The sequence below is a fragment of the Pseudomonas parasichuanensis genome, from assembly GCF_021601385.1.
Classification (GTDB): domain Bacteria; phylum Pseudomonadota; class Gammaproteobacteria; order Pseudomonadales; family Pseudomonadaceae; genus Aquipseudomonas; species Aquipseudomonas parasichuanensis.
This window is the reverse complement of record NZ_BQHO01000013.1, coordinates 19,319-42,572: the sequence shown is the minus strand read 5'-3', so window position 1 is coordinate 42,572 and position 23,254 is coordinate 19,319. Positions and strand designations below refer to the sequence as shown.

Sequence of the window (23,254 nt, the reverse complement as noted above, 5' to 3'; positions counted from 1 at the left end):
CGCTGCAAGATGGAGCAGCCACCGCTGCTGAAAGCCGTAGCGCCAGCGCTGAGCCTGGCGCTGCACGGCTTGCAGCTTGCGGCTTGTCGCTTGCCGCTTTATTGCGATTTGCGGACCCGCAGGTACCATTCCGACAGCAGGCGCACCTGCTTGTCGGTGTAGCCGCGCTCGACCATCCGGGTGACGAAGTCGTTGTGCTTCTGCTGATCCTCTTTGCTGGCCTTGGCATTGAAGCTGATGACCGGCAGCAGGTCCTCGGTGTTGGAGAACATTTTCTTCTCGATCACCACCCGCAGCTTCTCGTAGCTGAGCCAGCTGGGGTTCTTGCCGTTGTTGTTGGCCCGGGCGCGCAGCACGAAGTTGACGATTTCGTTGCGGAAATCCTTCGGATTGCTGATGCCGGCCGGTTTCTCGATCTTCTCAAGCTCTTCGTTGAGGGCGATGCGGTTGAGGATCTCGCCGGTTTCCGGGTCGCGGTACTCCTGGTCCTGAATCCAGAAGTCGGCGTACAGCACGTAGCGGTCGAAGATGTTCTGGCCGTACTCGCTGTAGGACTCGAGGTAGGCGGTCTGGATCTCCTTGCCGATGAACTCGATGTAGCGCGGCGCCAGGTATTCCTTGAGGTAGCGCAGGTAGCGCTCGCGCACTTCGGCGGGGAATTGTTCCTGCTCGATCTGTTGCTCCAGCACATACAGCAAGTGCACCGGGTTGGCCGCGATTTCGTGCGGGTCGAAGTTGAACACCTTGGACAGGATCTTGAAGGCGAAGCGGGTCGACAGGCCGTTCATGCCCTCGTCGACGCCTGCCGAGTCGCGGTACTCCTGGATCGATTTGGCCTTGGGGTCGGTGTCCTTGAGGTTCTCGCCGTCATAGACCCGCATCTTGGAGTAGATGTTGGAGTTCTCCGGCTCCTTGAGTCGCGAAAGCACGGTGAACTGGGCCAGCATCTTGAGGGTGTCGGGTGCGCAGTGGGCCTTGGCCAGTGAGCTGTTGACCAACAGCTTGTCGTAGATCTTGATCTCGTCGCTGACCCGCAGGCAGTAGGGCACCTTGACGATGTAGATACGGTCGATGAAGGCTTCGTTGTTCTTGTTGTTGCGGAAGGTGTGCCACTCCGATTCGTTGGAGTGGGCCAGCAGGATACCGGTATAGGGGATGGCCCCCAGGCCTTCGGTACTGTTGTAGTTGCCTTCCTGGGTGGCGGTGAGCAAGGGGTGCAGGACCTTGATCGGCGCCTTGAACATTTCGACGAACTCCATCAGGCCCTGGTTGGCCCGGCACAGTGCGCCCGAGTAGCTGTAAGCGTCGGCGTCGTTCTGCGGGAATTCTTCGAGCTTGCGGATATCCACCTTACCGACCAGGGCCGAGATGTCCTGGTTGTTCTCGTCGCCGGGTTCGGTCTTGGCGATGGCGATCTGGTTGAGGATCGACGGGTAGAGCTTGACCACCTTGAACTTGGTGATGTCACCGCCGAACTCCTGCAGGCGCTTGGTGACCCAGGGCGACATGATGGTGTTCAGGTAGCGCCGCGAGATGCCGTACTCCTCTTCGAGGATGGTGCCGTCCTCGGCTGCGTTGAACAGCCCCAGCGGCGACTCGAATACCGGCGAACCCTTGATGGCGTAGAACGGCACCTTCTCCATCAGTTGCTTGAGCTTTTCGGCCAGCGACGATTTACCGCCGCCCACCGGGCCCAGCAGGTAGAGGATCTGTTTCTTCTCTTCCAGGCCTTGGGCGGCATGGCGGAAGTAGGACACGATCTGGTCGATGCATTCTTCCATCCCATGGAAGTCGGCAAAGGCCGGATAGCGGCGGATCACCTTGTTGGAGAAGATCCGCGACAGCCTGGAGTTGCTTGAGGTGTCGATCAGCTCTGGGTCGCCGATGGCCAGCAACAGCCGCTCGGCCGCCGAGGCGTAGGCGCTGCGATCCTCTTTGCACAGCTCGAGGTACTCCTGCAGCGAGAGTTCTTCCTGGCGGGTGGACTCGAAACGTTGTTGGAAGTGGCTAAAAATGCTCATGACGTCACCTCGCTCGATACGTGGAGACGACGCCGGATCAGTCAGCCGATGCTGGCATGCAACCGGGTTTGCCAGTTGCTGTATACCCCCCAGAACACCCTGTAACGCTACCGATGACCCGCACGCCGGTGTACCGGCTCTCCCCTTTATTTGGATGGCCTGGGCTTAAGGATAGTTGGTTATACGAGAGGTCAAGGGCGGGGGGCGAAGAAGACGCCGACGACCGTTCGTCAGGTCGGCCGCGAGCCCGCACGGAACGCGGGCTGCAGGAAAAATGAAAAAATTATTCAGCGCTGCCCTGGGCGGTTTCGCCCGGGTAGGTGGCGCGCCACAGCTCGAAGCCTCCGTCGACACTGTAGACGTTGGAGAAGCCTTGGCCCACCAGATAGGCGGCGGCGCTCTGGCTGGAGTTGCCGTGGTAGCAGACCACCAGTGTAGGTGCGTCGAGGTCGGCGTTGCGGATGAAGTCGGCGACCGAGTGGTTATCCAGATGAGTGGCGCCGGTGATGTGGCCGGCGGCAAAGGCTTGCGGGTCGCGAATGTCGACCACGACCGCGCCTTCTGCGCGCAGGGCGAGGGCTTGCTCGGGGGGGATGCGCTTGAATTCGCTCATGGGGCGGTTCCTTCAGGTCTGATCGTTGGGGCGGCCAGGGGGGCCGGCGGGCGAGGGGTGCCCTCGCGTGTGCAGTCGCAGCGGTGGTACTCGCCGCTGTCGACGTTGTACAGGGTCATGGCGCCACCCCAGACGCAACCAGTGTCCAGGGCGATGACGCCCGGTACATTGACGCGGCCTTCAAGGGCGGCCCAGTGGCCGAAAATGATCTTCACGTGGCGAGCGCGCCGGTCGGAATGTTCGAACCAGGGCTTGTAGCCTTTCGGTGCGCTGTCCAGGCCTTCCTTGCTCTTGAGGTCGAGCTTGCCGGCGGCGGTGCAGAAGCGCATGCGGGTGAAGTAGTTGGTGATCACCCGCAGGCGTTCGACGCCGGCGAGGTCCTTGCTCCACTTGTTCGGCTCGTTGCCGTACATACCGTCCAGGTAGAGCTTCAGGCGGTTGTCGTCGCGCAGCACTTCCTCGACCTCGGCAGCCAGCTCCAGCGCTCTGCCCAAGGTCCACTGCGGCGGGATGCCGGCATGAACCATGGCGATGCCACGGGGCTCGTCATAGTGCAGCAGCTTCTGCTGGCGCAGCCAGTCGAACAGTTGGTCGGCGTCCGGCGCTTCGATGATCTCGCGCAGGGTGTCGCTCTTCTTCAGGCGTTCGACGTTATGCCAGGCCGCCAGCAGGTGCAGGTCGTGGTTGCCCAGCACGCACACCAGCGCATGGCGAATGGCGTACAGGTAGCGCAGGGTTTCGAGTGATTCGGGGCCGCGGTTGACCAGGTCGCCCACCAGCCATAGGCGATCGACGGCGGGGTCGAAGCGTACGCGTTCGAGCAGGCACTTGAGCGGCTGCAGGCAGCCTTGCAGGTCACCGACCGCGTAAGTGGCCATCAGTGCAGGGCTCCTGGGACGGCCAGGCGGAACGGCGCGATCTCGGCATCGAAGCGTTTGCCGTCTTCGGCGAACATCTGGTAGCTGCCCTGCATGGTGCCGACGCGGGTGCTGATGACCGCACCGCTGCTGTAGGTGTGGCTCTGGCCCGGGTCGATCAGCGGTTGCTGGCCGATCACGCCGGCGCCGCGCACTTCCTCCACTTCGCCATCGCCATTGGTGATCAGCCAGTGACGTGACATCAGCTTGGCCTTGACCGTGCCGTTGTTCTGCACGGTGATGGTGTAGGCGAAGGCGAAGCGACTGTTTTCGGGGTCGGATTGTTCTTTGAGGTAGCGGGTCACGACGCTGACGTCGATCTGGTAGCGGGGGTCGGACATGCAAGGGCCTTGGGCGAACTGACGCAATAATGCAGTCTAGGCCATTGGCGGGGGGGAGGGCTAGCGCGCAGGGGATGCGTGGCTGTGCCAACCTATCGCCGGCAAGCCGGCTCCCACAGTGAGGGGCGTGCCCTGTGGGAGCCGGCTTGCCAGCGCTGGGCGTTACGCGCTGTGCTGTTCAGCCAGCTTGTCGGCCAGGCGCACGAACGCTGCCAGGTCCAGTTGCTCGGGGCGCAGGCTGCCATCGACGCCGGCAGCTTCGATGGCCTGGCTGCCGAGCAGGCCCTTGAGCGTGTTGCGCAGGGTCTTGCGGCGCTGGTTGAAGGCTTCGCGTACTACGCGTTCCAGCAGTTGTGGATCCTTGGCCGGGTGCGGTAGCACTTCATGGGGGACCAGGCGCACGATGGCCGAGTCGACCTTCGGCGGCGGGTTGAAGGCGCCAGGGCCGACGTTGAACAGGTGTTCCACGCGGCAGTGGTATTGCACCATGATCGACAACCGGCCCCAGTCGCCACCGCCAGGCCCTGCGGCCATGCGCTCGACCACTTCCTTCTGCAGCATGAAGTGCATGTCGCGGATCAGGTTGGCGTGTGCCAGCAGGTGGAAGATCAGTGGCGTGGAAATGTTGTAGGGCAGGTTGCCCACCACTTTCAGGCTGCGTTGCGGCGCGCCCAGCTGATTGAAATCGAACTTCAGGGCGTCGCCCTGGTGCAGGCGGAAATTGTCACGCCCGGCGAACTTGTGTTGCAGGATCGGCACCAGGTCCTTGTCCAGCTCCACCACATCCAGTTGTGCGCCGCTGTTGAGCAGGCCTTCGGTGAGGGCGCCCTGGCCGGGGCCGATTTCCAGCAGGTGTTCGCCGGCCTTGGCGTGGATCGCCCGCAGGATGCGGTCGATGATTCCGGCGTCATGCAGGAAGTTCTGGCCGAAGCGCTTGCGCGCCCGGTGTTGGTAATGCTCGGTCATGGTCGGTTCTCGGCCATCTGGTAGGCGGTTTGCAGGGCGACGCGCAGGCTGCCGGTGTCGATCTTGCCGGTACCGGCCAGGTCCAGGGCGGTGCCGTGGTCGACCGACGTGCGGATGATCGGCAGGCCCAGCGTCACGTTGACCGCGGCGCCGAAGCCCTTGTACTTGAGTACGGGCAGGCCTTGGTCGTGGTACATCGCCAGCACTGCGTCGCAGTGCTCCAGATATTTGGGGGTAAACAGGGTATCGGCCGGTAAGGGGCCGCGCAGGTCCATGCCTTCGGTGCGCAGGCGCTCCAGTACGGGCTCGATGATGTCGATTTCTTCGCGGCCAAGGTGGCCGCCTTCGCCGGCATGCGGGTTGAGCCCGCAGACCAGGATGCGTGGTTTGCCGATGCCGAACTTGTCACGCATGTCCGCATGCAGGATGCGGGTCACGCGCTCCAGGCGCTCGGTAGTAATGGCGTCGGCAATGTCGCGCAGCGGCAGGTGCGTGGTCACCAGGGCCACGCGCAGGCCGTGGGTGGCCAGCATCATGACCACCTGTGCGGTTTGGGTGAGTTCGGCGAGGAACTCGGTATGCCCGGAGAAGGGGATACCGCTCTGGTTGATCACCCCCTTGTGTACTGGCGCGGTGATCATCCCGGCAAAATGCCCGTCAAGGCAGCCTTGCCCGGCGCGGGTCAGGGTTTGCAGGACGAAAGCGGCGTTGGCCTGGTCCAGCTGCCCTGCGACTACCGGGGCGGCCAGGGGCGTGTCCCAGACGTAGAGGCTTCCCGCCGGGGCAGGGTGCTCGGGCAGGCTGTCCGGGGTGACGCTCAGCAGACTGACGGCCAGCCCCAGCTGCGTGGCCCGCTCGGCGAGCAGGTCACGGCTGGTGATGGCGATCAGGGGATGGGGCTGGGCCTCGGCGGCCAGCAGCAGGCACAGGTCGGGGCCTATGCCGGCTGGTTCGCCGGGTGTAACGGCGAAGCGCAGGGGCTTCACTGGGTAGCCTGGTCAGCGCCAGGCAGCTTGACTTCAACGTAGGCTTCGTCGCGGATCTGACGCAGCCAGGTCTGCAGCTCTTCGTCGTACTTGCGGTTGCGCAGGACGCTCATGGCCTGCTGCTCGCGGGCTTTTTCGGTGCTGTCGGTGGCGCGACGGCCCAGCACTTCCAGCACATGCCAGCCGTACTGAGTGCGGAACGGCTTGGTCACCACACCCTGCTTGGCGTCGGCCATCTGCTCGCGGAACTCAGGGACCAGGCTGTCCGGGTCGACCCAGTTGAGGTCGCCACCGTTGAGCGCCGAACCCGGGTCTTCCGAGAAGCTCTTGGCCAGGGTGGCGAAGTCTTCACCGCTGGTGATGCGGTCGTAAAGCTTCTCTGCGAGCTCCTTGGTGGCGGCTTCGCTACGGATCTCGCTTGGCTTGATCAGGATGTGGCGCACATGCACTTCGTCACGCAGCACGCTCTCGCTGCCACCGCGCTTCTCTTCCAACTTGAGGATGATGAAGCCGTTGGGGATGCGGATCGGCTGGGTGATATCGCCGACCGGCATGCTGCTGAGCATCTTGGCGAAATCAGGCGGCAACTGGCCAGCTTTGCGCCAGCCCATCTCGCCGCCTTCCAGGGCGTTCTCGCTGGCCGAGCGGGCGATGGCCAGCTGGCCGAAGTCCGCGCCCTGCTTGAGCTGCTGGTAGACATCGCCGGCCTGGCGCGCGGCGGCCTGGATGGCGTCCGAACTGGCGCTTTCCGGGGTCGGGATGAGGATGTTGGCCAGGCGGTACTCTTCCGACATCTGCATCTTGCCGAGGTCGGAGTTCAGGAAGTTCTTCACTTCCTGCTCGGACACCTGGATACGCTCGGCGACACGACGCTGGCGCACGCGGCTGATGATCATCTCGCGCTTGATCTGCTCGCGGGCGTCGTCGAACGACAGGCCATCATGGGCCAGGGCGGCACGGAACTGCTCGGGCGACATGCCATTGCGCTGGGCAATGGTGGCCACGGCCTGGTTCAGCTCTTCGTCAGTGATGCGGATGCCCGAGCGCTCGCCGATCTGCAGTTGCAGGTTCTCGACGATCAGGCGCTCCAGGACCTGCTGCTCCAGTGCACCGGCTGGTGGCTTGCCGCCGCCGCGCTTGGCGATGGTCTGCTGGACTTCGTGTACCCGCTGGTCCAGCTGGCTTTTCATGACCACGTCGTTGTCGACGATGGCCACCACGCGGTCCACGGGCTGCATTGCGGCATGGGCCGCGCCACTGAGTAAAACGGCGCCCAGCATCAGCGGGCGCAGACGATCAATAAGCTTGGTCTTCACGTTCACGATAACCTTGAATGCCTTTGTCCAGGAACGACTCAACCTTGTTGCCCACTACACCGCCGAGGCCCTTGAGCACGACTTGCAGGAAGATGCCATGGTCGCCCTTCTCGTTGCTCGGGGTAGCCTGGCTGAAGTCGTCGTAGTCCATCCAGTAACGGTTGATCAGGCGCAGCTTCCAGCAGCAGTTGTCGTACTCGAAACCGCCCATCGCCTCGAGGGTGCGGTTGCGGTTGTAGTCATGCTGCCAGCGAGCAATCACGCTCCATTGCGGCACGATCGGCCAGATGACCGAGAAGTCGTGCTGCTGGATCTTGTAGTAGTCCTTGATGTAGTTCGGGTCGCCCGGGGTGCCGTAGTCACCGCCGCCCACTTTCCAGGTACCGGTCAGCGAGTCGTAGGTGACCAAGTCGTTGCGATAGCGGTAACCGAGGTTGACGATCTTGTTCGGCTCGCCCTCAGGTTGGTAGTGGAACATCGCGCTGCCCGAGCGGGTGCTGCGGCTGTCCGGGTCCCAGTTGAAGTCCGAATTGAAGCGCCAGTCGCGGTTGAAGGCGTATTCGTATTCCAACGCGTATGGCGAAACGTCCGACTGGCTGTCCTTGCGGGTGCGGTAGTCGATGCCCGGCAGCTGGACCTTGCGATCCTTGAAGTAGTAAGCCTGGCCGATGCTGAAGCGCTGACGCTGGAAACCGTTGTCTTCGATCCAGCGGTTGGTCACGCCCAGCGACAGCTTGTTCTCGTCGCCGATACGGTCGACGCTGCTGAAGCGGTTGTCGCGGAACAACGAGCTGTAGTTGAACAGCGTCTCGCCGGAGTCGAAGATCGGGATGTCCTTCTGGTCCTTGTACGGGACGTAGAGGTAGAACAGCCGTGGCTCGAGGGTCTGGCGGTAGTTGGTGCCGAACAGCTGGGTGTTGCGGTCGAAATACAGGCCACTGTCGACGCTGAAGATCGGGATGTCGCGGTTAAGAGTGCTGCTGTAGCTGCCGAAGCCTGGACGCGTCGATTGGGCTGCCGCCTGGGCTTTGCCCTGGCTGTCCAGATCGAGGTCGTAGTGGCTGTAGGCATACTTGATTTTTGGCGTGATGTAGCCATAGCTGGCTTCCATCGGCAGGCTCATGGACGGCGCGGCGTGCAGGCGTGTGCCGTTGGCGCGGGCGATGCCGCTGACGTTTTCGTCCAGGCGTCGGCCAGGGCCGCCGGCGGTCGTGTCAGGCAGGCCGTCTTTGGTCGTGACGAAGTCGTTCTTCAGATCGCGATCAAACCGAACCGCTTCGGTCTCGTAGTCGAAGCGCAGCCCGTTAGGGTTGTAGGGCAGTGTGCCGTTGAAGGTGATCTGCGGCAGCTTGTCATACGGCGTGATCTGCGAAATGGTCGCCATTTCGTAAGCGTGCACGTTCAGGCGCGCGGTGTAGCTGTCCCCGCGGTAGGTGAGCGCACCTTGCTGATTGACCACGTCCCGGCTCTCGACACCGATCTGGTCCGACTCCAGGTCCTGGAAGTAGAACGGATCGCTGATGTCGGTGTAGTCGACCTCTGCCAGCAGGCGCTCATCCAGCCCGCCCTTGTGCTGCCAGTTGACCATCCAGCGTTCTTTCTTGTAGTCCGTCTGCAGCTTGCGATCGTCGTCCTGGTCGCTCAGGTAGGCGCCGCCGAACTGGCCTTCACTGGATTTGGTCAGGTAGCGGAACTCGCCTTCCATCAACATGCCGCGCTTGGCCATGTAGCGCGGGTACAACGTGGCATCGTAGTTCGGTGCCAGGTTGAAGTAGTACGGGGTAACCAGCATGAAGCCGGTATCGCTGCTGCTGCTGAACGATGGCGGCAGGAAGCCGGACTGCCGGCGATCATCGATCGGGAAGTAGATGTACGGCGTGTAGAAGACCGGGAAATCCTTGACCCGCAGCGTGACGTTGGTAGCAGTACCAAAGCCGGTGGCCGGGTTGAGGGTGATGTTGTTGCCCTTGAGCTGCCATGCGTTGCTGCCCGGCTCACAGGTGGTATAGGTACCGTCCTTGAGGCGGATGATCGCGTTTTCCGCGCGCTTGGCGTACAGCGCATTACCGCGGATGTGCGATTTGTGCATCACGTATTCGGCGTTGTCGACCCGGGCCTCGCCGGTGTCGAGCTGAATCTGTGCCTCGTCGCCGACTACCAGCGAGCCGTTGTCACGGATCTTGACGTTGCCCTTGAGCTCACCACGGTTCTCGGCCTGGTACAGGTTGGCTTCGTCCGCTTCGGCCTGCATGCTGCCCTGGCGCATGACCACGTCACCGGCGAGGGTGGCGATCTGCTGCTCCTGCTGGTACTTGGAGACCTTGGCGTTGATGTAGGTCGGGGATTCGTCCTTGGGCGTGTTGTCATCCATGCCAGGACGGATCGGCTCGATGTAGGCGCCACCGCAGTACGGGCCGGTCTCGGCCAATTGCGCGGCCGTGAGCTTCTCGCGGGGTACCCAGTCGAGGTGGCTGTAGTCTTCGCTGCGCGACTTCAGGGCGCGGCCCTTGCTCTCGGTAACCAGCATCGGCTTGTCGGCCTGCGCTTCGGCCGCTTGCTCCGGTGTTTGATCACCGGAACTGGCGGCAGCGGCACCGGCATGAACCGGACGTGGCGGCAGGTTACTGGCAGCCTTGGGCTTGCAGTCCCAGCCACCAGCGGCGGACACTTGGCAGTCGAACTGCTCGGCTGCTACTGCATGCGGCATGGCCATAGGTTGCAGGGCCAGCAGACCGCCAGTGACCAGCAATGGAAACTTTCTACGAAACGCGGGGGATTTCAATGCCATCTTATTAGTCCGGGCTTCCTGCGTGCCATCTGCCCGCGTGTGGGGGCCGCACGCCTCTCGATGGTCTGAAAAAGATGCTGGATAATAAAGCATGACCCGCTTGACGGCTAGCGCCGTCGGAGACCCTTGTAATGCCCGACCACGATGTACGTCTGCAACAACTGACTGCCTGGCTCGCCGAGCAGCTCGAGATTCTATTTCGCAGCAACGGCTGGGGTGACGTGCCCGCCGGCAGCCTGACCGCCGCCAGCAGCGATGCAAGTTTCCGCCGCTACTTCCGCTGGGAGGGCGCCGGCCACAGCTTTGTGGTCATGGATGCGCCACCGCCCCAGGAAAACTGCCGCCCGTTCGTGGCCATCGATCATTTGCTGGCCAGTGCTGGCGTGCACGTGCCGCAGATCCATGCCCAGGACCTTGAGCGCGGCTTCCTGCTGCTGGGCGATATGGGCCGGCAAACCTACCTGGACGTCATCGATGCCGACAACGCCGACGCCCTGTTCAAGGACGCCATTGACGCACTGCTGGCGTTCCAGCGCCTGCCGATGAATGCGCCGTTGCCCAGCTACGACGATGCGCTGCTGCGCCGTGAAGTCGAGTTGTTCCCAGAGTGGTACGTTGGCCGCGAGCTGGGCGTGAAGCTGACCGAGGCCCAGCAGGCCAGCTGGCAGCGGGTCAGCCAACTGTTGATCGACAGCGCCCTCGCGCAACCGAAAGTGCTGGTGCACCGCGACTACATGCCGCGCAACCTGATGCAAAGCACGCCGAACCCTGGCGTGTTGGACTTCCAGGACGCGGTCTACGGCCCGGTCACCTACGACATCACCTGCCTGTTCAAGGACGCTTTCCTCAGTTGGCCCCAGGCCCGCGTCGAGGGGTGGTTGAGCGATTACTGGCAAAAGGCCCAGGCCGCCGGCATTCCAGTACAGCCCGCGTTCGACGACTTCCACCGTGCCAGCGACCTGATGGGCGTGCAGCGCCACCTCAAGGTGATCGGCATCTTCGCCCGCATCTGCCACCGTGATGGCAAACCACGCTACCTCACTGACGTACCGCGTTTCTTCGCCTATATAGATGAAGTGATTGGTCGTCGTCCGGAGTTGGCCGAGCTGGGCGCGCTGATCAGCGAACTTAAGGCCGGGGCCCATTCATGAAGGCAATGATCCTCGCGGCGGGCAAGGGCGAGCGCATGCGCCCACTGACCCTGCACACTCCCAAGCCGCTGGTGCCGGCCGCCGGCAAGCCATTGATCGAGTACCACCTGGAGGCGCTGGCCCGCGCTGGCTTCACCGAGGTGGTCATCAACCATGCCTGGCTCGGCCAGCAGATCGAGGATCACCTGGGCGATGGCAGCCGCTTCGGCCTGAGCATCCGCTATTCGCCGGAAGGCGAACCGCTGGAGACCGGCGGCGGCATCTTCAAGGCCCTGCCATTGCTGGGGGATGCTCCGTTCGTGCTGGTCAACGGCGATATCTGGACCGACTACGACTTCAGCGCCTTGCAGGTGCCGTTGCAGGGGCTCGCGCACCTGGTGCTGGTGGACAACCCCGGGCACAACGGGCGTGGCGATTTCCGCCTGCACGGTGGGCGAGTGGCTGATGGCGATGACGCGCCCGGGGCGCTGACCTTCAGTGGCATTTCGGTGCTCGCCCCAGCGTTGTTCGACGGTTGCAAGCCTGGCGCCTTCAAGCTCGCACCGCTGCTGCGCGAGGCCATGGCTGCGGGCCAGGTGAGCGGCGAGCGTTACCAGGGGCACTGGGTCGATGTCGGCACCCTCGAGCGCCTGGCCTATGTCGAACGCCTGATCGGCGAGCGCGCCTGACATGTGGTGGCCAAGCACAGTGATTGGTGCCGGGGCCGGTTTCGCCATGGCCAGCATCCCCGGGGCTTTGCTCGGGGCGCTGCTGGGCCAGGCCATGGATCGGCGCCTGCGTCTGCAGGGATGGGACGATATGCGCGAGCGCCTGGGCGGGCGCCCGGCGCTGCGCGATGAAGAATTGCTGTTCGTGCTGCTGGGCCGCCTGGCCAAGAGCGATGGCCGAGTCGCCGAGGGGCATATCCAGCAGGCGCGCCAGGAAATGACCCGCCTGGACCTGGCCGAGCCCGCGCGGCTGCGGGCGATCGCAGCGTTCAATCGAGGCAAGTCGGGCAAAGGTCGGTTAGGCCATTACCTGCGCCGGATCAAGCTGCAGCCACATGCTGCCGAGGGGACCTTGCGCGCCTGCTGGCGAATGGTCTGGGCGGATGGCAAGGCCGGACGGCATGAGCACGACCTGCTGCTGCGGTGGGGCGAGCAGTTAGGCCTCAGTCGTCAGCAGGTACAGGCCCTGGCCAAGGAGTACGAGCCACGCCGGTCGTCCGTCGAAGGCGGTGTGATGACCTATGCCGCAGCCCTGCGGCTTCTTGGCGTGCAGCCGGACACCGAGGCCAGCGAGGTCAAGCAGGCCTATCGACGACTGCTCAGCCGGCACCATCCGGACAAGCTGGTGGGCAGTGGTGCCAGCGAAGCCAAGGTGCGCGAGGCGACCGAGCACACGCGCGAGCTGCACCAGGCCTATGCCCTGATCCGCAAGCGGCGTGGGCTGTAACCAGGTTATCGCGGGCTTGCCGCGCGATGACCGTCACTGTTCCTGCGGTGTCAGCCAGCCGCGAACCCGGCGCAGCAACTGCTCCTGCTCCGCCGCCTTGTTGCCCGGCATGGCCATCAGCGAAAGCTGGCGGTACGCGCTGTCCTTCTGCCGCTTGCTGGCCTGCAGGCGCTGCTCGGCGGCCAGGCGGTCCTGGGGGCGGGTGGCGTAGTAGATGTCGGCGGTCGGCACTTTCAGGGTCGGGGTCAGGCTTTGCAGGTCGTGCTCGACCCGTGCGGGCGTCTGGGCCGCGACCATCACCAGCTTCTGTACCTGTGGCGGCTGCTTCTCGCTGAGATAGCGCGCCGCCCAGTAGGCGCCGCTGCCGTTGCCGAGCAGCACGATGCTGCGTGCCTGCTGCTGTTGTGCGTAGGCCACGGCGGCATCGAGGCGGGCGAAGATGCGCTCGGCGTCGGCCTGGTCGGCCTGTTCGTCGGCCTTGGCGGCATCGGTGCTTTCGGCGGCGTCCGCCTCGGCGGCCGTGGCTTGGGCAACGTTGGCGTTGGCGTCCGCGGGCGTATCCTTGGTCGGGGCTGTTTCTCCCGTGCCCTGGGCCGGCTCGGCTGCAGCCTTGGTTTCGGCGCGCGCCTGCGGGCGTTCGGCCAGCAGGTCCGGCAGGCTCACGCTCAAGGTGTGCCAGCCGGCATCGGGGAAGCCGCGACGCAACGGCCCGACGGTGGTCGGCCAGTCGGCGCTTTCGCCGGCACCGGGGACGATGATCACCGCACCTTTCGGGTCGCTGTCATTGGCCGGCTTCCACAGCGCCAGGAAGTGTTCACCGTTAGCCTGCAGGGTCTGCTGTTCGGCCTTGGGCACCTGACGCTCGAGGGCGAGGGCATCGTCCTGGCTGCGCTCGGCCAGCGCCGGGCGCACCACGGGGGCAGGTGCGGCCTCGGCGCCAGCTTCGGTTTTTTCGGCATCGGCCGCTTGCGCGCCGAGGGGCAGCAGCGAAGCCAGGCAGAACATGGCCAGCGTCGTGCGATAGAGTGTGAGCATGGATCGGTCCAAGGCCATAAAGTTACCGGCAGCCTAATAGTATTTGTTCGCGACGGCCACGCCAGGTGACCGTCCTTGCCAAGACGAGCGTAGCGATGAAGCGAGTGCGTTGCCTGTGGGTTATCGGCTGGTTGTGTCTACCCTTGATCGCTTTGGCGCGCCCGGAGGCGCCGTCCTCGGTAGTGCTGGAGCCCACCCAGCAACACTGGTTGGAGGCGCATCGCAGCCTGCGGGTCGGCCTGGTGCTGCAAGCGCCCTACGCCCAGTTCGACAGGCGTTTACAGCAGTTCTACGGGGCCAATGTCGAGCTGGTCAATGCACTGGCCCAGGCCCTCAGGCTTGACCTGACCTGGCGCGGCTTCACCGATGAGGCAGCCCTGGAGCACGCATTGCAGGCCGGTGAGATCGATTTCGCCCCAGGCCTGACCCAGACCCCGGCCAGCCTGCGCGCCTGGCTGTTCAGCGACCCCTACATGCGCGTGCCGCAATTGGTGGTGGGCCTGCGCAGCGGTGCGGTGGCGGTGGACCTGGAAAAACTCACCGCCAATGACCGAGTGGCGGTGCGCATGCCTTCCAGGCTCGCCGACTACCTGCGCGGCAACTACGGCAACCTCAACCTGCAGGGTGTGCCCAACGAGCGCGAGGCCCTGCAGTTGGTGACGGGTGGGCAGGCCGGCTTTGCCGTGCTGGACGAGGCACAGCTCAGCCGTCTGTCCCGCGAGAGTGAGTTTGGCGAGTTGGCCGTGGTCGGCGACATCGGCTTGCCGCAACTGCTGCGGGTGGGCTCACGGCGCGACTGGCCGCTGCTGGCCGACGTCCTCGAGCGGGGGTTGCAGGCCCTGCCGGCCAAGGACCTCGAGCAGATCCACCAACGCTGGCTGCAACCCAAATACCCGCGGTTCTCCGAGTCGCCCGGCTTTTGGCAGAACCTCGCCCTGCTGTTCGGCCTGTTGCTGTTGTGCGCCCTGGCCACGCTGGTCTGGCAACGCCGCCAACAGCGGGGGCTGGAGCGCGGGCTGCTGGCTGCACGCGAGAGCCTGGCCGAGCGCCAGACCCGCGAGCAGGCCCTGCGCCTGAGCCAGTTCTCCATCGACCAGAGCACCGTCGGGATTCTTTGGGTCAACTGGGACAGCCATGTGCGCTACGCCAACCACGCCGCCGAGCGCATGCTCGGTTTTGCCGAAGGCGCCTTGCTGGAGCGCCCGTTGATCGACATCGAGCCCACCCTGGGCATGGACCGCTGGCTGGCGCTTTGGAAGCGCGCTCGCGGCGGTGAAGGCGAGTTGCAGTTCGAGAGCCAGTGCCGCTGCGCCGACGGCAGCCTGCTACCGGTCGACCTGTCGTTGTCGTTCCTGCGTTTTCGCGATGCCGAATACCTGGTGGTGTTCCTCACCGATGTCACCGAGCGCCGCCGGGCACTGGCCGCGCTGCGCGAAAGCGAAGCCCGGCTGAAGGGTATTGCCGGCAACGTGCCGGGGCTGGTGTTTCGCCTGGAGCGCGACGCCGCCGAAGGCGAGTTGGAGTTCCCCTATATCAGTGAGGGCAGCGAAGCGTTGGTCGGCTACACCCCGGCGGCGATCCAGCACCCTGACATGGGCTTGCGCAACCTGGTGCACCCGCAGGACCGCGCCGATTATCACCGGGTCCAGGACATGGCCCTGGCCACTGACCAGGACTGGTCGTGGCAGGGCCGTATCCTCACCCGTGAGGGCGAGCAGCGCTGGGCCGACATCAAGGCCACCACCCGGCGCCTGGCTGATGGCCGGGTGGTGTGGGACGGCGTGGTCTGGGACATCACCCAGGGCAAGCAGGCCGAGTTGGCGCTGGCCGGGTCCCAGGAGCAACTGCGCGAGTTGTCGGCGCACCTGGAGAGCGTGCGTGAAGAAGAGAAGGCACGGATTGCCCGCGAGGTGCACGACGAACTGGGGCAGATGCTCACGGTGCTCAAGCTTGAAGTGTCGATGTGCGAGCTGGCGTTCGCCGAGCTGGATCCCGCCCTCAACGAGCGCCTGGCCAGCATGAAGCGCCTGATCGCCCAGTTGTTCCAGCTGGTGCGTGACGTGGCCACGGCCCTGCGCCCGCCAATCCTCGATGCCGGCATCGCCTCGGCCATCGAGTGGCAGGCGCGGCGTTTCGAAGCGCGCACACAGATCCCCTGTCTGGTGCAGGTACCGGACAATCTGCCACCCTTGAGCGATGCCAAGGCCATCGGCCTGTTCCGCATCCTGCAGGAGGCGCTGACCAACGTCATGCGCCATGCCCAGGCGCACACGGTGCAGATCGAGCTGGTACGTGAGGCCGAGCAGTTGCGCATGACCGTGATCGACGACGGCGTGGGGTTTGCCATGGAGGCGGCGCGGCCGGCTTCATTCGGCCTGGTGGGGGTGCGTGAGCGGGTGCTGATGCTCGGTGGCAGCATGAGCCTGGACAGCGAGCCGGGCGAGGGCACCAGCCTGAGCGTGGCGATTCCTTTGAAGCAGGAGAAACAATCGTGATTCGAGTGCTGGTGGCCGAAGACCACACCATCGTCCGGGAAGGCATCAAGCAGTTGATCGGCCTGGCCAAGGACATGCAGGTGGCGGGCGAGGCGGGCAATGGTGAGCAGTTGCTCGAAACCCTGCGCCATACGCCGTGCGAGGTGGTGCTGCTGGATATCTCAATGCCTGGGGTGAACGGGCTGGAGGCGATCCCGCGGATACGCGCGCTGAACAACCCGCCGGCGATCCTGATGCTGTCGATGCACGACGAGGCGCAGATGGCGGCGCGGGCGCTCAAGGCCGGGGCGGCCGGCTATGCCACCAAGGACAGCGATCCGGCGCTGCTGCTCACGGCCATCCGCCGGGTGGCCGGGGGAGGGCGTTATATCGATCCGGCCCTGGCCGACCGCATGGTGTTCGAGGTGGGCCTGACCGAGACCCGGCCGCTGCACACGCTGCTGTCGGAACGGGAGTTCTCGGTGTTCGAGCGCCTGGCCCAGGGGGCCAACGTCAACGACATCGCCCAGCAGCTGGCGCTGTCGAGCAAGACCATCAGCACCCACAAGGCGCGGCTGATGCAGAAACTCAAGGTCAACTCGCTGGCCGAGCTGGTGAAGTACGCCATGGAGCACAAGCTGGTGTGAGTGTTCTGGTTGCGACAGCTGCAATCTTCAGGGCACCGTAGAACCTTGTGGGAGCGGGCTTGCCCGCGAAAGGGCCTGGCCTGCCATCAGCGGTGCCTGGGCTGGCCTCTTCGCGGGCAAGCCCGCTCCCACAGGGATCTTGGTATGTTCTGAATGCGCCATCCTTGTAGGGCGATCCCTACAGCAAGTCTTCCATCCGGATGATGGCATTCTCTCAGCACCCCCGATTTCCGGGCGTTTGCGCCTCTTCTACTCTTTTGCCTACGCAGTCATTCCAACAAGAAGGTGCAGGGCATGAGCGAGGCGAATTCGAACGAGACGCTGGTCAGCTTCCGTGGTGTGCAGAAGAGCTACGACGGCGAATCGCTGATCGTCAAAGACCTCAACCTGGACATTCGCAAGGGTGAGTTCCTGACCCTGCTCGGCCCCTCCGGTTCGGGCAAGACCACCAGCCTGATGATGCTGGCCGGCTTCGAAACCCCTACCGCCGGCGAGATCCAGCTGGCCGGGCGCTCGATCAACAACGTGCCGCCGCACAAGCGCGACATCGGCATGGTGTTCCAGAACTACGCGCTGTTCCCGCACATGACCGTGGCCGAGAACCTGGCCTTCCCGCTGACCGTGCGCAACCTGAGCAAGACCGACGTCAGCGAGCGGGTCAAGCGCGTGCTCAACATGGTCCAGCTCGATGCTTTCGCCAAGCGCTACCCGGGGCAGTTGTCCGGCGGCCAGCAGCAGCGCGTGGCGCTGGCCCGGGCCTTGGTGTTCGAACCCCAGCTGGTGCTGATGGACGAACCGCTCGGCGCCCTGGACAAGCAACTGCGCGAACACATGCAGATGGAAATCAAGCACATCCATCAGCGCCTGGGCGTGACCGTGGTGTACGTGACCCACGACCAGGGCGAGGCGCTGACCATGTCCGACCGGGTGGCGGTATTCCACCAGGGCGAGATTCAGCAGATCGCCGACCCGCGCACCCTCTACGAAGAACCGTGCAACACCTTCGTCGCCAACTTCATCGGTGAGAACAACCGTATCAACGGCACCCTGCTGGCCAGCGATGGCAAGCGTTGCCAGGTGCAACTGGGCCGCGGCGAGCGGGTCGAGGCGCTGGCGGTCAACGTCGGCCAGGCCGGCGAGCCGGTCACCCTGTCGATTCGCCCCGAGCGCGTGCGCCTCAACGGCCACAGCGAAAGCTGCGTCAACCGCTTCTCTGGCCGGGTGGCCGAGTTCATCTACCTGGGCGACCACGTGCGGGTGCGCCTGGAAGTCTGCGGCAAGGCCGACTTCTTCGTGAAGCAGCCGATTGCCGAACTCGACCCGGCCCTGGCCGTGGGCGATGTGGTACCGCTGGGCTGGGAGGTGGAGCACGCCCGCGCGCTCGATCCGATTGCACAAGCCCACTGATGGATTGCTTCACCAACCCTGTACTGTGGAGAGAATAATAATGCGCAAGCAGTTGAAACTGACCGCCCTGGCCCTGGGGTTGTTCGCCGCAGGCCAAGCCATGGCGGCCGACCTCACCGTGATTTCTTTCGGGGGCGCCAACAAGGCCGCCCAGACCAAGGCGTTCTACGAGCCATGGGAGAAGGCGGGCAAGGGCAAGATCGTCGCCGGCGAGTACAACGGCGAGATGGCCAAGATCAAGGCCATGGTCGACACCAAGAGCGTGAGCTGGAACCTGGTGGAGGTGGAGTCGCCAGAGCTGGCCCGCGGTTGCGACGAGGGCATGTTCGAGGAACTCGACCCGGCGCTGTTCGGCAATGAAGCTGATTACGTGCCGGGCGCCATCCAGCCCTGCGGCGTGGGCTTCTTCGTCTGGTCCACGGTCATGGCCTACAACGCCGACAAACTCAAGACCGCGCCTACCAGCTGGGCCGATTTCTGGGACACCAAGAAATTCCCGGGCAAACGCGGCCTGCGCAAGGGCGCCAAGTACACCCTCGAATTCGCCCTGATGGCCGACGGTGTCGCGCCGAAGGAAGTCTACAAGGTGCTGGCCACCAAGGAAGGCCAGGACCGCGCCTTCAAGAAACTCGACGAGCTCAAGCCGAGCATCCAGTGGTGGGAAGCCGGTGCCCAGCCGCCGCAGTACCTGGCCTCGGGTGACGTGGTCATGAGCTCGGCCTACAACGGCCGCATCGCAGCGGTGCAGAAAGAGAGCAACCTCAAGGTGGTGTGGAACGGCGGCATCTACGACTTCGACGCCTGGGCCATCCCGAAAGGTGCCAAGGATGCCGAAGAGGCGAAGAAATTCATCGCCTACAGCGTCCAGCCCGAGCAGCAGAAGACCTACTCCGAAAACATCGCCTACGGCCCGGCCAACAGCAAAGCCGTGAGCCTGCTGTCGGACGCAGTGAAGAAAGACATGCCGACCACGCCTGAGAACATTGCCAACCAGGTGCAGATCGACGTGGCCTTCTGGGCCGACAACAGCGAGCAGCTGGAGCAACGCTTCAACGCCTGGGCGGCGAAGAAGTAAACGACGCGCAGCCGCTAAATCCCTGTAGGAGCGGCCTTGTGCCGCGAATGGGTCGCGAAGCGGCCCCAGGATCTCAGCCGTGATGCACAAAATGCTGGGGCTGCTTTGCAGCCCTATCGCGACACAAGGCCGCTCCTGCAGTTAGCGCGTCAAGCCCGAGATCACCGCTGTCCTTTTCAAGCGGCCTCAACGTTTCCCTGTTTTCCCGGAGTTCGCCATGGCCATTGCAGTGCCCCTCAACGAAGGCGCAGGTAAAAGCCTCAAACAGCGCCTCAAGCATGCCGAGCGGGTCAACCGCTGGAAGGCCCAGGCATTGATCGCGCCGCTGGCGCTGTTCCTTCTGCTGGTGTTTCTGGTACCGATCGCGGCGCTTTTGTACAAGAGTGTCGGCAACCCTGAAGTAGTCGCCGGCCTGCCGCGCACCGTCGAGGCCGTGGCGCAGTGGGACGGCAAGAGCCTGCCCGGCGAGGAGGCCTACAAGGCCCTGAGCCAGGACCTGGCCGAATCCCGCAAGAACCAGACCCTGGGCGATCTGTCCAAACGCCTGAACATGGAGCTGGCCGGCTACCGCAGCCTGTTGGCCAAGACTGCGCGGGCGCTGCCGTTCAAGGCGGAGCCTGCTTCCTATAAAGACGCCTTGCAGACGCTGGACGAGCGCTGGGGCGACCCGGCCTACTGGCAGGCGATCCGCCGCAACACCAGCAGCGTCACGCCGTTCTACCTGCTGGCGGCGCTCGATCACCGTATCGACGACCTCGGTGAGCTGGCCAAGGCCACCCCGGACCAGGCCATCTACCTCGACATCTTCGCCCGCACCCTGTGGATGGGCGTGGTGATCACCGCCATCTGCCTGGTACTGGCCTATCCGCTGGCCTACCTGCTGGCCAACCTGCCCACCCGGCAGAGCAACCTGCTGATGATCCTGGTGCTGCTGCCGTTCTGGACCTCGATCCTGGTGCGGGTGGCGGCGTGGATCGTGCTGCTGCAGTCGGGCGGGTTGATCAACAGCGCGCTGATGGCCATGGGCATCATCGACCAGCCGCTGGAACTGGTGTTCAACCGCACCGGCGTGTACATCTCGATGGTGCACATCCTGCTGCCGTTCATGATCCTGCCGCTGTACAGCGTGATGAAGGGCATTTCGCCCAGCTACATGCGCGCGGCGATCTCGCTGGGCTGCCACCCGTTCGCCAGCTTCTGGCGGGTGTACTTCCCGCAGACCTATGCAGGCGTGGGGGCCGGCTGCCTGCTGGTGTTCATCATCTCGATCGGCTACTACATCACCCCGGCACTGCTGGGCAGCCCGAACGACCAGATGGTCAGCTACTTCGTCGCCTTCTACACCAACACCAGCATCAACTGGGGCATGGCCACCGCGCTGGGCGGGTTGCTGCTGCTGGCCACCGTGGTGCTGTACCTGATCTATAGCTGGCTGGTCGGCGCCAGCCGCCTGCGCCTGAGCTGAGGAGCCTTGTCATGCTGAGCCCCTACATGTCGCCCGTGGAGCGGGTGTGGTTCTACACCTTGCGCATTCTCTGCGGGCTGGTGCTGCTGTTCCTGGTGCTGCCGGTGCTGGTGATCGTGCCGCTGTCGTTCAACAGCGGGAGTTTCCTGGTGTACCCGTTGCAGGGCTTCTCGCTGCACTGGTACCAGGACTTCTTCGCCTCGGCCGAGTGGATGCGCTCGCTGAAGAACAGCATCATCGTCGCCCCCGCGGCGACGGTACTGGCCATGGTGTTCGGCACCCTGGCGTCGATCGGCCTGACCCGCGGCGACTTCCCCGGCAAATCGCTGGTGATGGCGCTGGTGATCTCGCCCATGGTGGTACCGGTGGTGATCATCGGTGTGGCGAGTTACCTGTTCTTTGCCCCACTGGGGCTGGGCAACAGCTTCATTTCGCTGATCCTGGTGCATGCGGTGCTGGGTGTGCCGTTCGTGATCATCACCGTGTCGGCCACACTGCAGGGCTTCAACTACAACCTGGTACGTGCCGCCGCCAGTCTGGGCGCATCGCCATTGTTGACCTTCCGTCGGGTGACCTTGCCGCTGATTGCGCCGGGGGTTATCTCCGGGGCGCTGTTCGCCTTTGCCACCTCGTTCGATGAAGTGGTGGTCACGCTGTTCCTTGCCGGGCCGGAGCAGGCCACCCTGCCGCGGCAGATGTTCAGCGGCATTCGCGAGAACCTCAGCCCGACCATTGCGGCGGCGGCGACTTTGCTGATCGCGTTCTCGGTGGTGCTGCTGCTGACCCTGGAGTGGCTGCGCGGGCGCAGCGAGAAGTTGAGGACCCAGCAACCGGGCTGATGTTGATTGCCCGTACCGGCCCCTTCGCGGGCAAGCCCGCTCCCACAGGTACAGCGCAGCCTCGAAGGCATTGGTGATCCTGTGGGAGCGGGCTTGCCCGCGAAAGGGCCGGTAAGGCGATCGAAGGTGCAGTGGTCGACACCGATTGACACCAATCAGCCCCGATCCGCTTCCCTGGGTTACAATGCGCGCCACCGTGATTCTGCCCAACAGGTGCGCCATGCAGCCCTACGCTATTGCCCCCTCCATTCTTTCCGCCGATTTCGCCCGCCTGGGCGAGGACGTCGACAAGGTTCTGGCCGCCGGGGCCGACATCGTCCACTTCGATGTCATGGACAACCACTACGTCCCCAACCTGACCATCGGCCCGATGGTCTGCACCGCGCTGCGCAAGTACGGTGTGACCGCGCCGATCGACGTGCACCTGATGGTGAGCCCGGTCGACCGCATCATCGGCGACTTCATCGAAGCCGGCGCCACCTACATCACCTTCCACCCGGAAGCCTCCCAGCACATCGACCGCTCGCTGCAGCTGATTCGCGACGGCGGCTGCAAGGCCGGCCTGGTGTTCAACCCGGCCACCAGCCTGGATGCGCTGAAGTACGTGATGGACAAGGTCGACATGGTCCTGCTGATGAGCGTCAACCCAGGCTTCGGCGGGCAGAAGTTCATCCCCGGCACCCTCGACAAGCTGCGTGAAGCCCGTGCGCTGATCGATGCCAGCGGCCGTGATATCCGCCTGGAAATCGACGGCGGCGTCAACGTCAACAACATCCGCGAAATCGCCGCGGCTGGCGCCGACACCTTCGTTGCCGGTTCGGCGATCTTCAACGCCCCGGACTACCAGGAAGTGATCGCCAAGATGCGTGCCGAAATGGCGCTGGCACGCGCATGAGCGGCTTCGAGCAGCTGTTCCCGGGGACGCTGCCCAGGCTGGTGATGTTCGATCTGGATGGCACCCTGATCGACTCGGTCCCCGACCTGGCCGCAGCCGTCGACCGCATGCTGCTCGAACTCGGGCGCGAGCCCGCCGGGCTCGACGCCGTGCGCCACTGGGTGGGCAACGGCGCCCAGGTGCTGGTGCGCCGGGCACTGGCCGGTGGCCTGGACCACGACAGCGTGGACGATGCGCTGGCCGAGCGCGCGCTGGCGCTGTTCATGGAGGCCTATGCCGACAGCCATGAACTGACCGTGGTCTACCCCGGTGTGCGCGACACCCTGCGCTGGCTGAGCAAACAGGGCGTGGAGATGGCGCTGATCACCAACAAGCCCGAGCGCTTCGTTGCCCCCTTGCTCGACCAGATGAAGATCGGCCGTTACTTCCGCTGGATCATCGGCGGCGACACCCTGCCGCAGAAGAAGCCCGACCCGGCGGCACTGCTGTTCGTGATGAAGATGGCCGGCGTCGAGCCTGCGCAGTCGCTGTTCGTCGGTGATTCGCGCAGCGACGTGCTGGCGGCGAAGGCGGCCGGGGTGCAGTGCGTCGGCCTGACCTATGGCTACAACCATGGCCGGCCCATCGACGAGGAATCCCCCAGCCTTGTGCTCAGCGACCTGCGCCTGCTGCTGCCCGGTTGCTTAGTCACCGACACTGGGATAACGTTGGCGGACCTTCAAGCCCCGCACAGCAGAGACGACGACGTGGTGGTTACTGGCAAATTCTGGATGAAAGTCATCAAGGCCCTGGCCCGCTGGCGCTGGCGCGCCTGACGTATGCCCGCCGGCGCCTGCCGGCCCGTCCGCTTGCCTGACCCCATTGCTGCTTGCCACGAGGCTACA

Annotated in this window: 20 protein-coding genes; 11 read left to right on the top strand and 9 right to left on the bottom strand. The window is 64.4% G+C overall.

The features are described 5' to 3' along the window. Nucleotides 1-98: 98 nt before the first annotated feature. The 8 genes from L6D77_RS12615 to L6D77_RS12580 all read right to left on the bottom strand — a co-directional run bounded on the left by L6D77_RS12615 (nt 99) and on the right by L6D77_RS12580 (nt 9,948). On the bottom strand, nt 99-2,021 hold the full coding sequence (locus L6D77_RS12615) for a PrkA family serine protein kinase (protein WP_236170059.1): 1,923 nt from the start codon (nt 2,019-2,021) through the stop codon (nt 99-101). A 283-nt stretch (nt 2,022-2,304) separates the two neighbouring features. Beyond that, nucleotides 2,305-2,634 carry a thiosulfate sulfurtransferase GlpE gene (gene glpE / locus L6D77_RS12610; protein ID WP_232883818.1) on the bottom strand — a complete coding sequence of 110 codons (330 nt, stop codon included), beginning with the start codon at nt 2,632-2,634 and terminating at the stop codon, nt 2,305-2,307. Next, nucleotides 2,631-3,512 (bottom strand): symmetrical bis(5'-nucleosyl)-tetraphosphatase, encoded by an 882-nt coding sequence (locus L6D77_RS12605; RefSeq protein WP_232883819.1) that lies wholly within the window; start codon nt 3,510-3,512, stop codon nt 2,631-2,633. The genes glpE and L6D77_RS12605 overlap by 4 nt, the downstream gene beginning before the upstream one ends. Beyond that, complete coding sequence (gene apaG / locus L6D77_RS12600; RefSeq protein ID WP_110994284.1) at nt 3,512-3,892, bottom strand: Co2+/Mg2+ efflux protein ApaG; 381 nt, start codon at nt 3,890-3,892, stop codon at nt 3,512-3,514. The genes L6D77_RS12605 and apaG overlap by 1 nt, the downstream gene beginning before the upstream one ends. Nucleotides 3,893-4,054: 162 nt before the next feature. Further along, nucleotides 4,055-4,858: a 16S rRNA (adenine(1518)-N(6)/adenine(1519)-N(6))-dimethyltransferase RsmA gene (gene rsmA / locus L6D77_RS12595; protein ID WP_232883820.1), complete on the bottom strand. Its 804-nt coding sequence runs from the start codon at nt 4,856-4,858 to the stop codon at nt 4,055-4,057. Continuing rightward, nucleotides 4,855-5,844, bottom strand: coding sequence for a 4-hydroxythreonine-4-phosphate dehydrogenase PdxA (gene pdxA, locus L6D77_RS12590; protein WP_232883821.1), 990 nt, complete (start codon nt 5,842-5,844; stop codon nt 4,855-4,857). Before pdxA ends, rsmA begins: the two co-directional genes overlap by 4 nt. Beyond that, nucleotides 5,841-7,160, bottom strand: a complete 1,320-nt coding sequence (gene surA, locus L6D77_RS12585; protein WP_232883822.1) for a peptidylprolyl isomerase SurA — start codon at nt 7,158-7,160, stop codon at nt 5,841-5,843. Before surA ends, pdxA begins: the two co-directional genes overlap by 4 nt. Then, on the bottom strand, nt 7,141-9,948 hold the full coding sequence (locus L6D77_RS12580; protein WP_232883823.1) for an LPS-assembly protein LptD: 2,808 nt from the start codon (nt 9,946-9,948) through the stop codon (nt 7,141-7,143). The genes surA and L6D77_RS12580 overlap by 20 nt, the downstream gene beginning before the upstream one ends. Before the next feature lie 131 nt (nt 9,949-10,079). On the opposite strand from L6D77_RS12580, the gene L6D77_RS12575 reads away from it, so the two are divergent. Genes L6D77_RS12575 through L6D77_RS12565 form a run of 3 tightly spaced genes read left to right on the top strand, consistent with a single transcriptional unit; the run spans nt 10,080 to nt 12,533 of the window. Next, on the top strand, nt 10,080-11,099 hold the full coding sequence (locus L6D77_RS12575) for an aminoglycoside phosphotransferase family protein (protein WP_232883824.1): 1,020 nt from the start codon (nt 10,080-10,082) through the stop codon (nt 11,097-11,099). Next, nucleotides 11,096-11,767: an N-acetylmuramate alpha-1-phosphate uridylyltransferase MurU gene (gene murU / locus L6D77_RS12570; RefSeq protein ID WP_232883825.1), complete on the top strand. Its 672-nt coding sequence runs from the start codon at nt 11,096-11,098 to the stop codon at nt 11,765-11,767. Before L6D77_RS12575 ends, murU begins: the two co-directional genes overlap by 4 nt. Before the next feature lies 1 nt (nt 11,768). Continuing rightward, on the top strand, nt 11,769-12,533 hold the full coding sequence (locus tag L6D77_RS12565; RefSeq protein ID WP_232883826.1) for a TerB family tellurite resistance protein: 765 nt from the start codon (nt 11,769-11,771) through the stop codon (nt 12,531-12,533). Nucleotides 12,534-12,566: 33 nt separating this feature from the next. Here the strand turns inward: L6D77_RS12565 and L6D77_RS12560 are convergent, their stop codons facing one another. Then, on the bottom strand, nt 12,567-13,568 hold the full coding sequence (locus tag L6D77_RS12560; protein ID WP_232883827.1) for an alpha/beta hydrolase family protein: 1,002 nt from the start codon (nt 13,566-13,568) through the stop codon (nt 12,567-12,569). 95 nt (nt 13,569-13,663) lie between these two features. Here L6D77_RS12560 and L6D77_RS12555 point away from each other — a divergent pair, with 95 nt between their 5' ends. From L6D77_RS12555 to L6D77_RS12520, 8 genes are all read left to right on the top strand, one after another. Next, nucleotides 13,664-16,063, top strand: coding sequence for a PAS domain-containing sensor histidine kinase (locus tag L6D77_RS12555; RefSeq protein WP_232883828.1), 2,400 nt, complete (start codon nt 13,664-13,666; stop codon nt 16,061-16,063). Continuing rightward, nucleotides 16,057-16,689, top strand: a complete 633-nt coding sequence (locus L6D77_RS12550; protein ID WP_232883848.1) for a response regulator — start codon at nt 16,057-16,059, stop codon at nt 16,687-16,689. Before L6D77_RS12555 ends, L6D77_RS12550 begins: the two co-directional genes overlap by 7 nt. 294 nt (nt 16,690-16,983) lie before the next feature. Further along, the gene (locus L6D77_RS12545; protein ID WP_110994274.1) at nt 16,984-18,096 is read left to right on the top strand and encodes an ABC transporter ATP-binding protein; all 1,113 of its coding nucleotides are present in this window, start codon (nt 16,984-16,986) and stop codon (nt 18,094-18,096) included. Between the two features lie 40 nt (nt 18,097-18,136). Next, nucleotides 18,137-19,171 (top strand): ABC transporter substrate-binding protein, encoded by a 1,035-nt coding sequence (locus tag L6D77_RS12540; protein WP_232883829.1) that lies wholly within the window; start codon nt 18,137-18,139, stop codon nt 19,169-19,171. A 217-nt stretch (nt 19,172-19,388) separates the two neighbouring features. Next, complete coding sequence (locus L6D77_RS12535) at nt 19,389-20,636, top strand: ABC transporter permease (protein WP_110994272.1); 1,248 nt, start codon at nt 19,389-19,391, stop codon at nt 20,634-20,636. An 11-nt stretch (nt 20,637-20,647) separates the two neighbouring features. Beyond that, nucleotides 20,648-21,475 carry an ABC transporter permease gene (locus L6D77_RS12530; protein ID WP_232883830.1) on the top strand — a complete coding sequence of 276 codons (828 nt, stop codon included), beginning with the start codon at nt 20,648-20,650 and terminating at the stop codon, nt 21,473-21,475. A gap of 220 nt (nt 21,476-21,695) precedes the next feature. Then, on the top strand, nt 21,696-22,370 hold the full coding sequence (rpe, locus tag L6D77_RS12525; RefSeq protein WP_232883831.1) for a ribulose-phosphate 3-epimerase: 675 nt from the start codon (nt 21,696-21,698) through the stop codon (nt 22,368-22,370). Next, nucleotides 22,367-23,185, top strand: a complete 819-nt coding sequence (locus tag L6D77_RS12520; RefSeq protein ID WP_232883832.1) for a phosphoglycolate phosphatase — start codon at nt 22,367-22,369, stop codon at nt 23,183-23,185. Before rpe ends, L6D77_RS12520 begins: the two co-directional genes overlap by 4 nt. Nucleotides 23,186-23,254 lie beyond the last annotated feature (69 nt).

Excerpts from the sequence above, each read along its gene's own strand:
- L6D77_RS12615 (WP_236170059.1), bottom strand. The coding sequence starts at position 2,021 with ATGAGCATTTTTAGCCACTTCCAACAACGTTTCGAGTCCACCCGCCAG.
- glpE (WP_232883818.1), bottom strand. The coding sequence starts at position 2,634 with ATGAGCGAATTCAAGCGCATCCCCCCCGAGCAAGCCCTCGCCCTGCGC.
- L6D77_RS12605 (WP_232883819.1), bottom strand. The coding sequence starts at position 3,512 with ATGGCCACTTACGCGGTCGGTGACCTGCAAGGCTGCCTGCAGCCGCTC.
- apaG (WP_110994284.1), bottom strand. The coding sequence starts at position 3,892 with ATGTCCGACCCCCGCTACCAGATCGACGTCAGCGTCGTGACCCGCTAC.
- rsmA (WP_232883820.1), bottom strand. The coding sequence starts at position 4,858 with ATGACCGAGCATTACCAACACCGGGCGCGCAAGCGCTTCGGCCAGAAC.
- L6D77_RS12580 (WP_232883823.1), bottom strand. The coding sequence starts at position 9,948 with ATGGCATTGAAATCCCCCGCGTTTCGTAGAAAGTTTCCATTGCTGGTC.
- L6D77_RS12575 (WP_232883824.1), top strand. The coding sequence starts at position 10,080 with ATGCCCGACCACGATGTACGTCTGCAACAACTGACTGCCTGGCTCGCC.
- murU (WP_232883825.1), top strand. The coding sequence starts at position 11,096 with ATGAAGGCAATGATCCTCGCGGCGGGCAAGGGCGAGCGCATGCGCCCA.
- L6D77_RS12565 (WP_232883826.1), top strand. The coding sequence starts at position 11,769 with ATGTGGTGGCCAAGCACAGTGATTGGTGCCGGGGCCGGTTTCGCCATG.
- L6D77_RS12560 (WP_232883827.1), bottom strand. The coding sequence starts at position 13,568 with ATGCTCACACTCTATCGCACGACGCTGGCCATGTTCTGCCTGGCTTCG.
- L6D77_RS12555 (WP_232883828.1), top strand. The coding sequence starts at position 13,664 with ATGAAGCGAGTGCGTTGCCTGTGGGTTATCGGCTGGTTGTGTCTACCC.
- L6D77_RS12545 (WP_110994274.1), top strand. The coding sequence starts at position 16,984 with ATGAGCGAGGCGAATTCGAACGAGACGCTGGTCAGCTTCCGTGGTGTG.
- L6D77_RS12540 (WP_232883829.1), top strand. The coding sequence starts at position 18,137 with ATGCGCAAGCAGTTGAAACTGACCGCCCTGGCCCTGGGGTTGTTCGCC.
- L6D77_RS12535 (WP_110994272.1), top strand. The coding sequence starts at position 19,389 with ATGGCCATTGCAGTGCCCCTCAACGAAGGCGCAGGTAAAAGCCTCAAA.
- L6D77_RS12530 (WP_232883830.1), top strand. The coding sequence starts at position 20,648 with ATGCTGAGCCCCTACATGTCGCCCGTGGAGCGGGTGTGGTTCTACACC.
- rpe (WP_232883831.1), top strand. The coding sequence starts at position 21,696 with ATGCAGCCCTACGCTATTGCCCCCTCCATTCTTTCCGCCGATTTCGCC.
- L6D77_RS12520 (WP_232883832.1), top strand. The coding sequence starts at position 22,367 with ATGAGCGGCTTCGAGCAGCTGTTCCCGGGGACGCTGCCCAGGCTGGTG.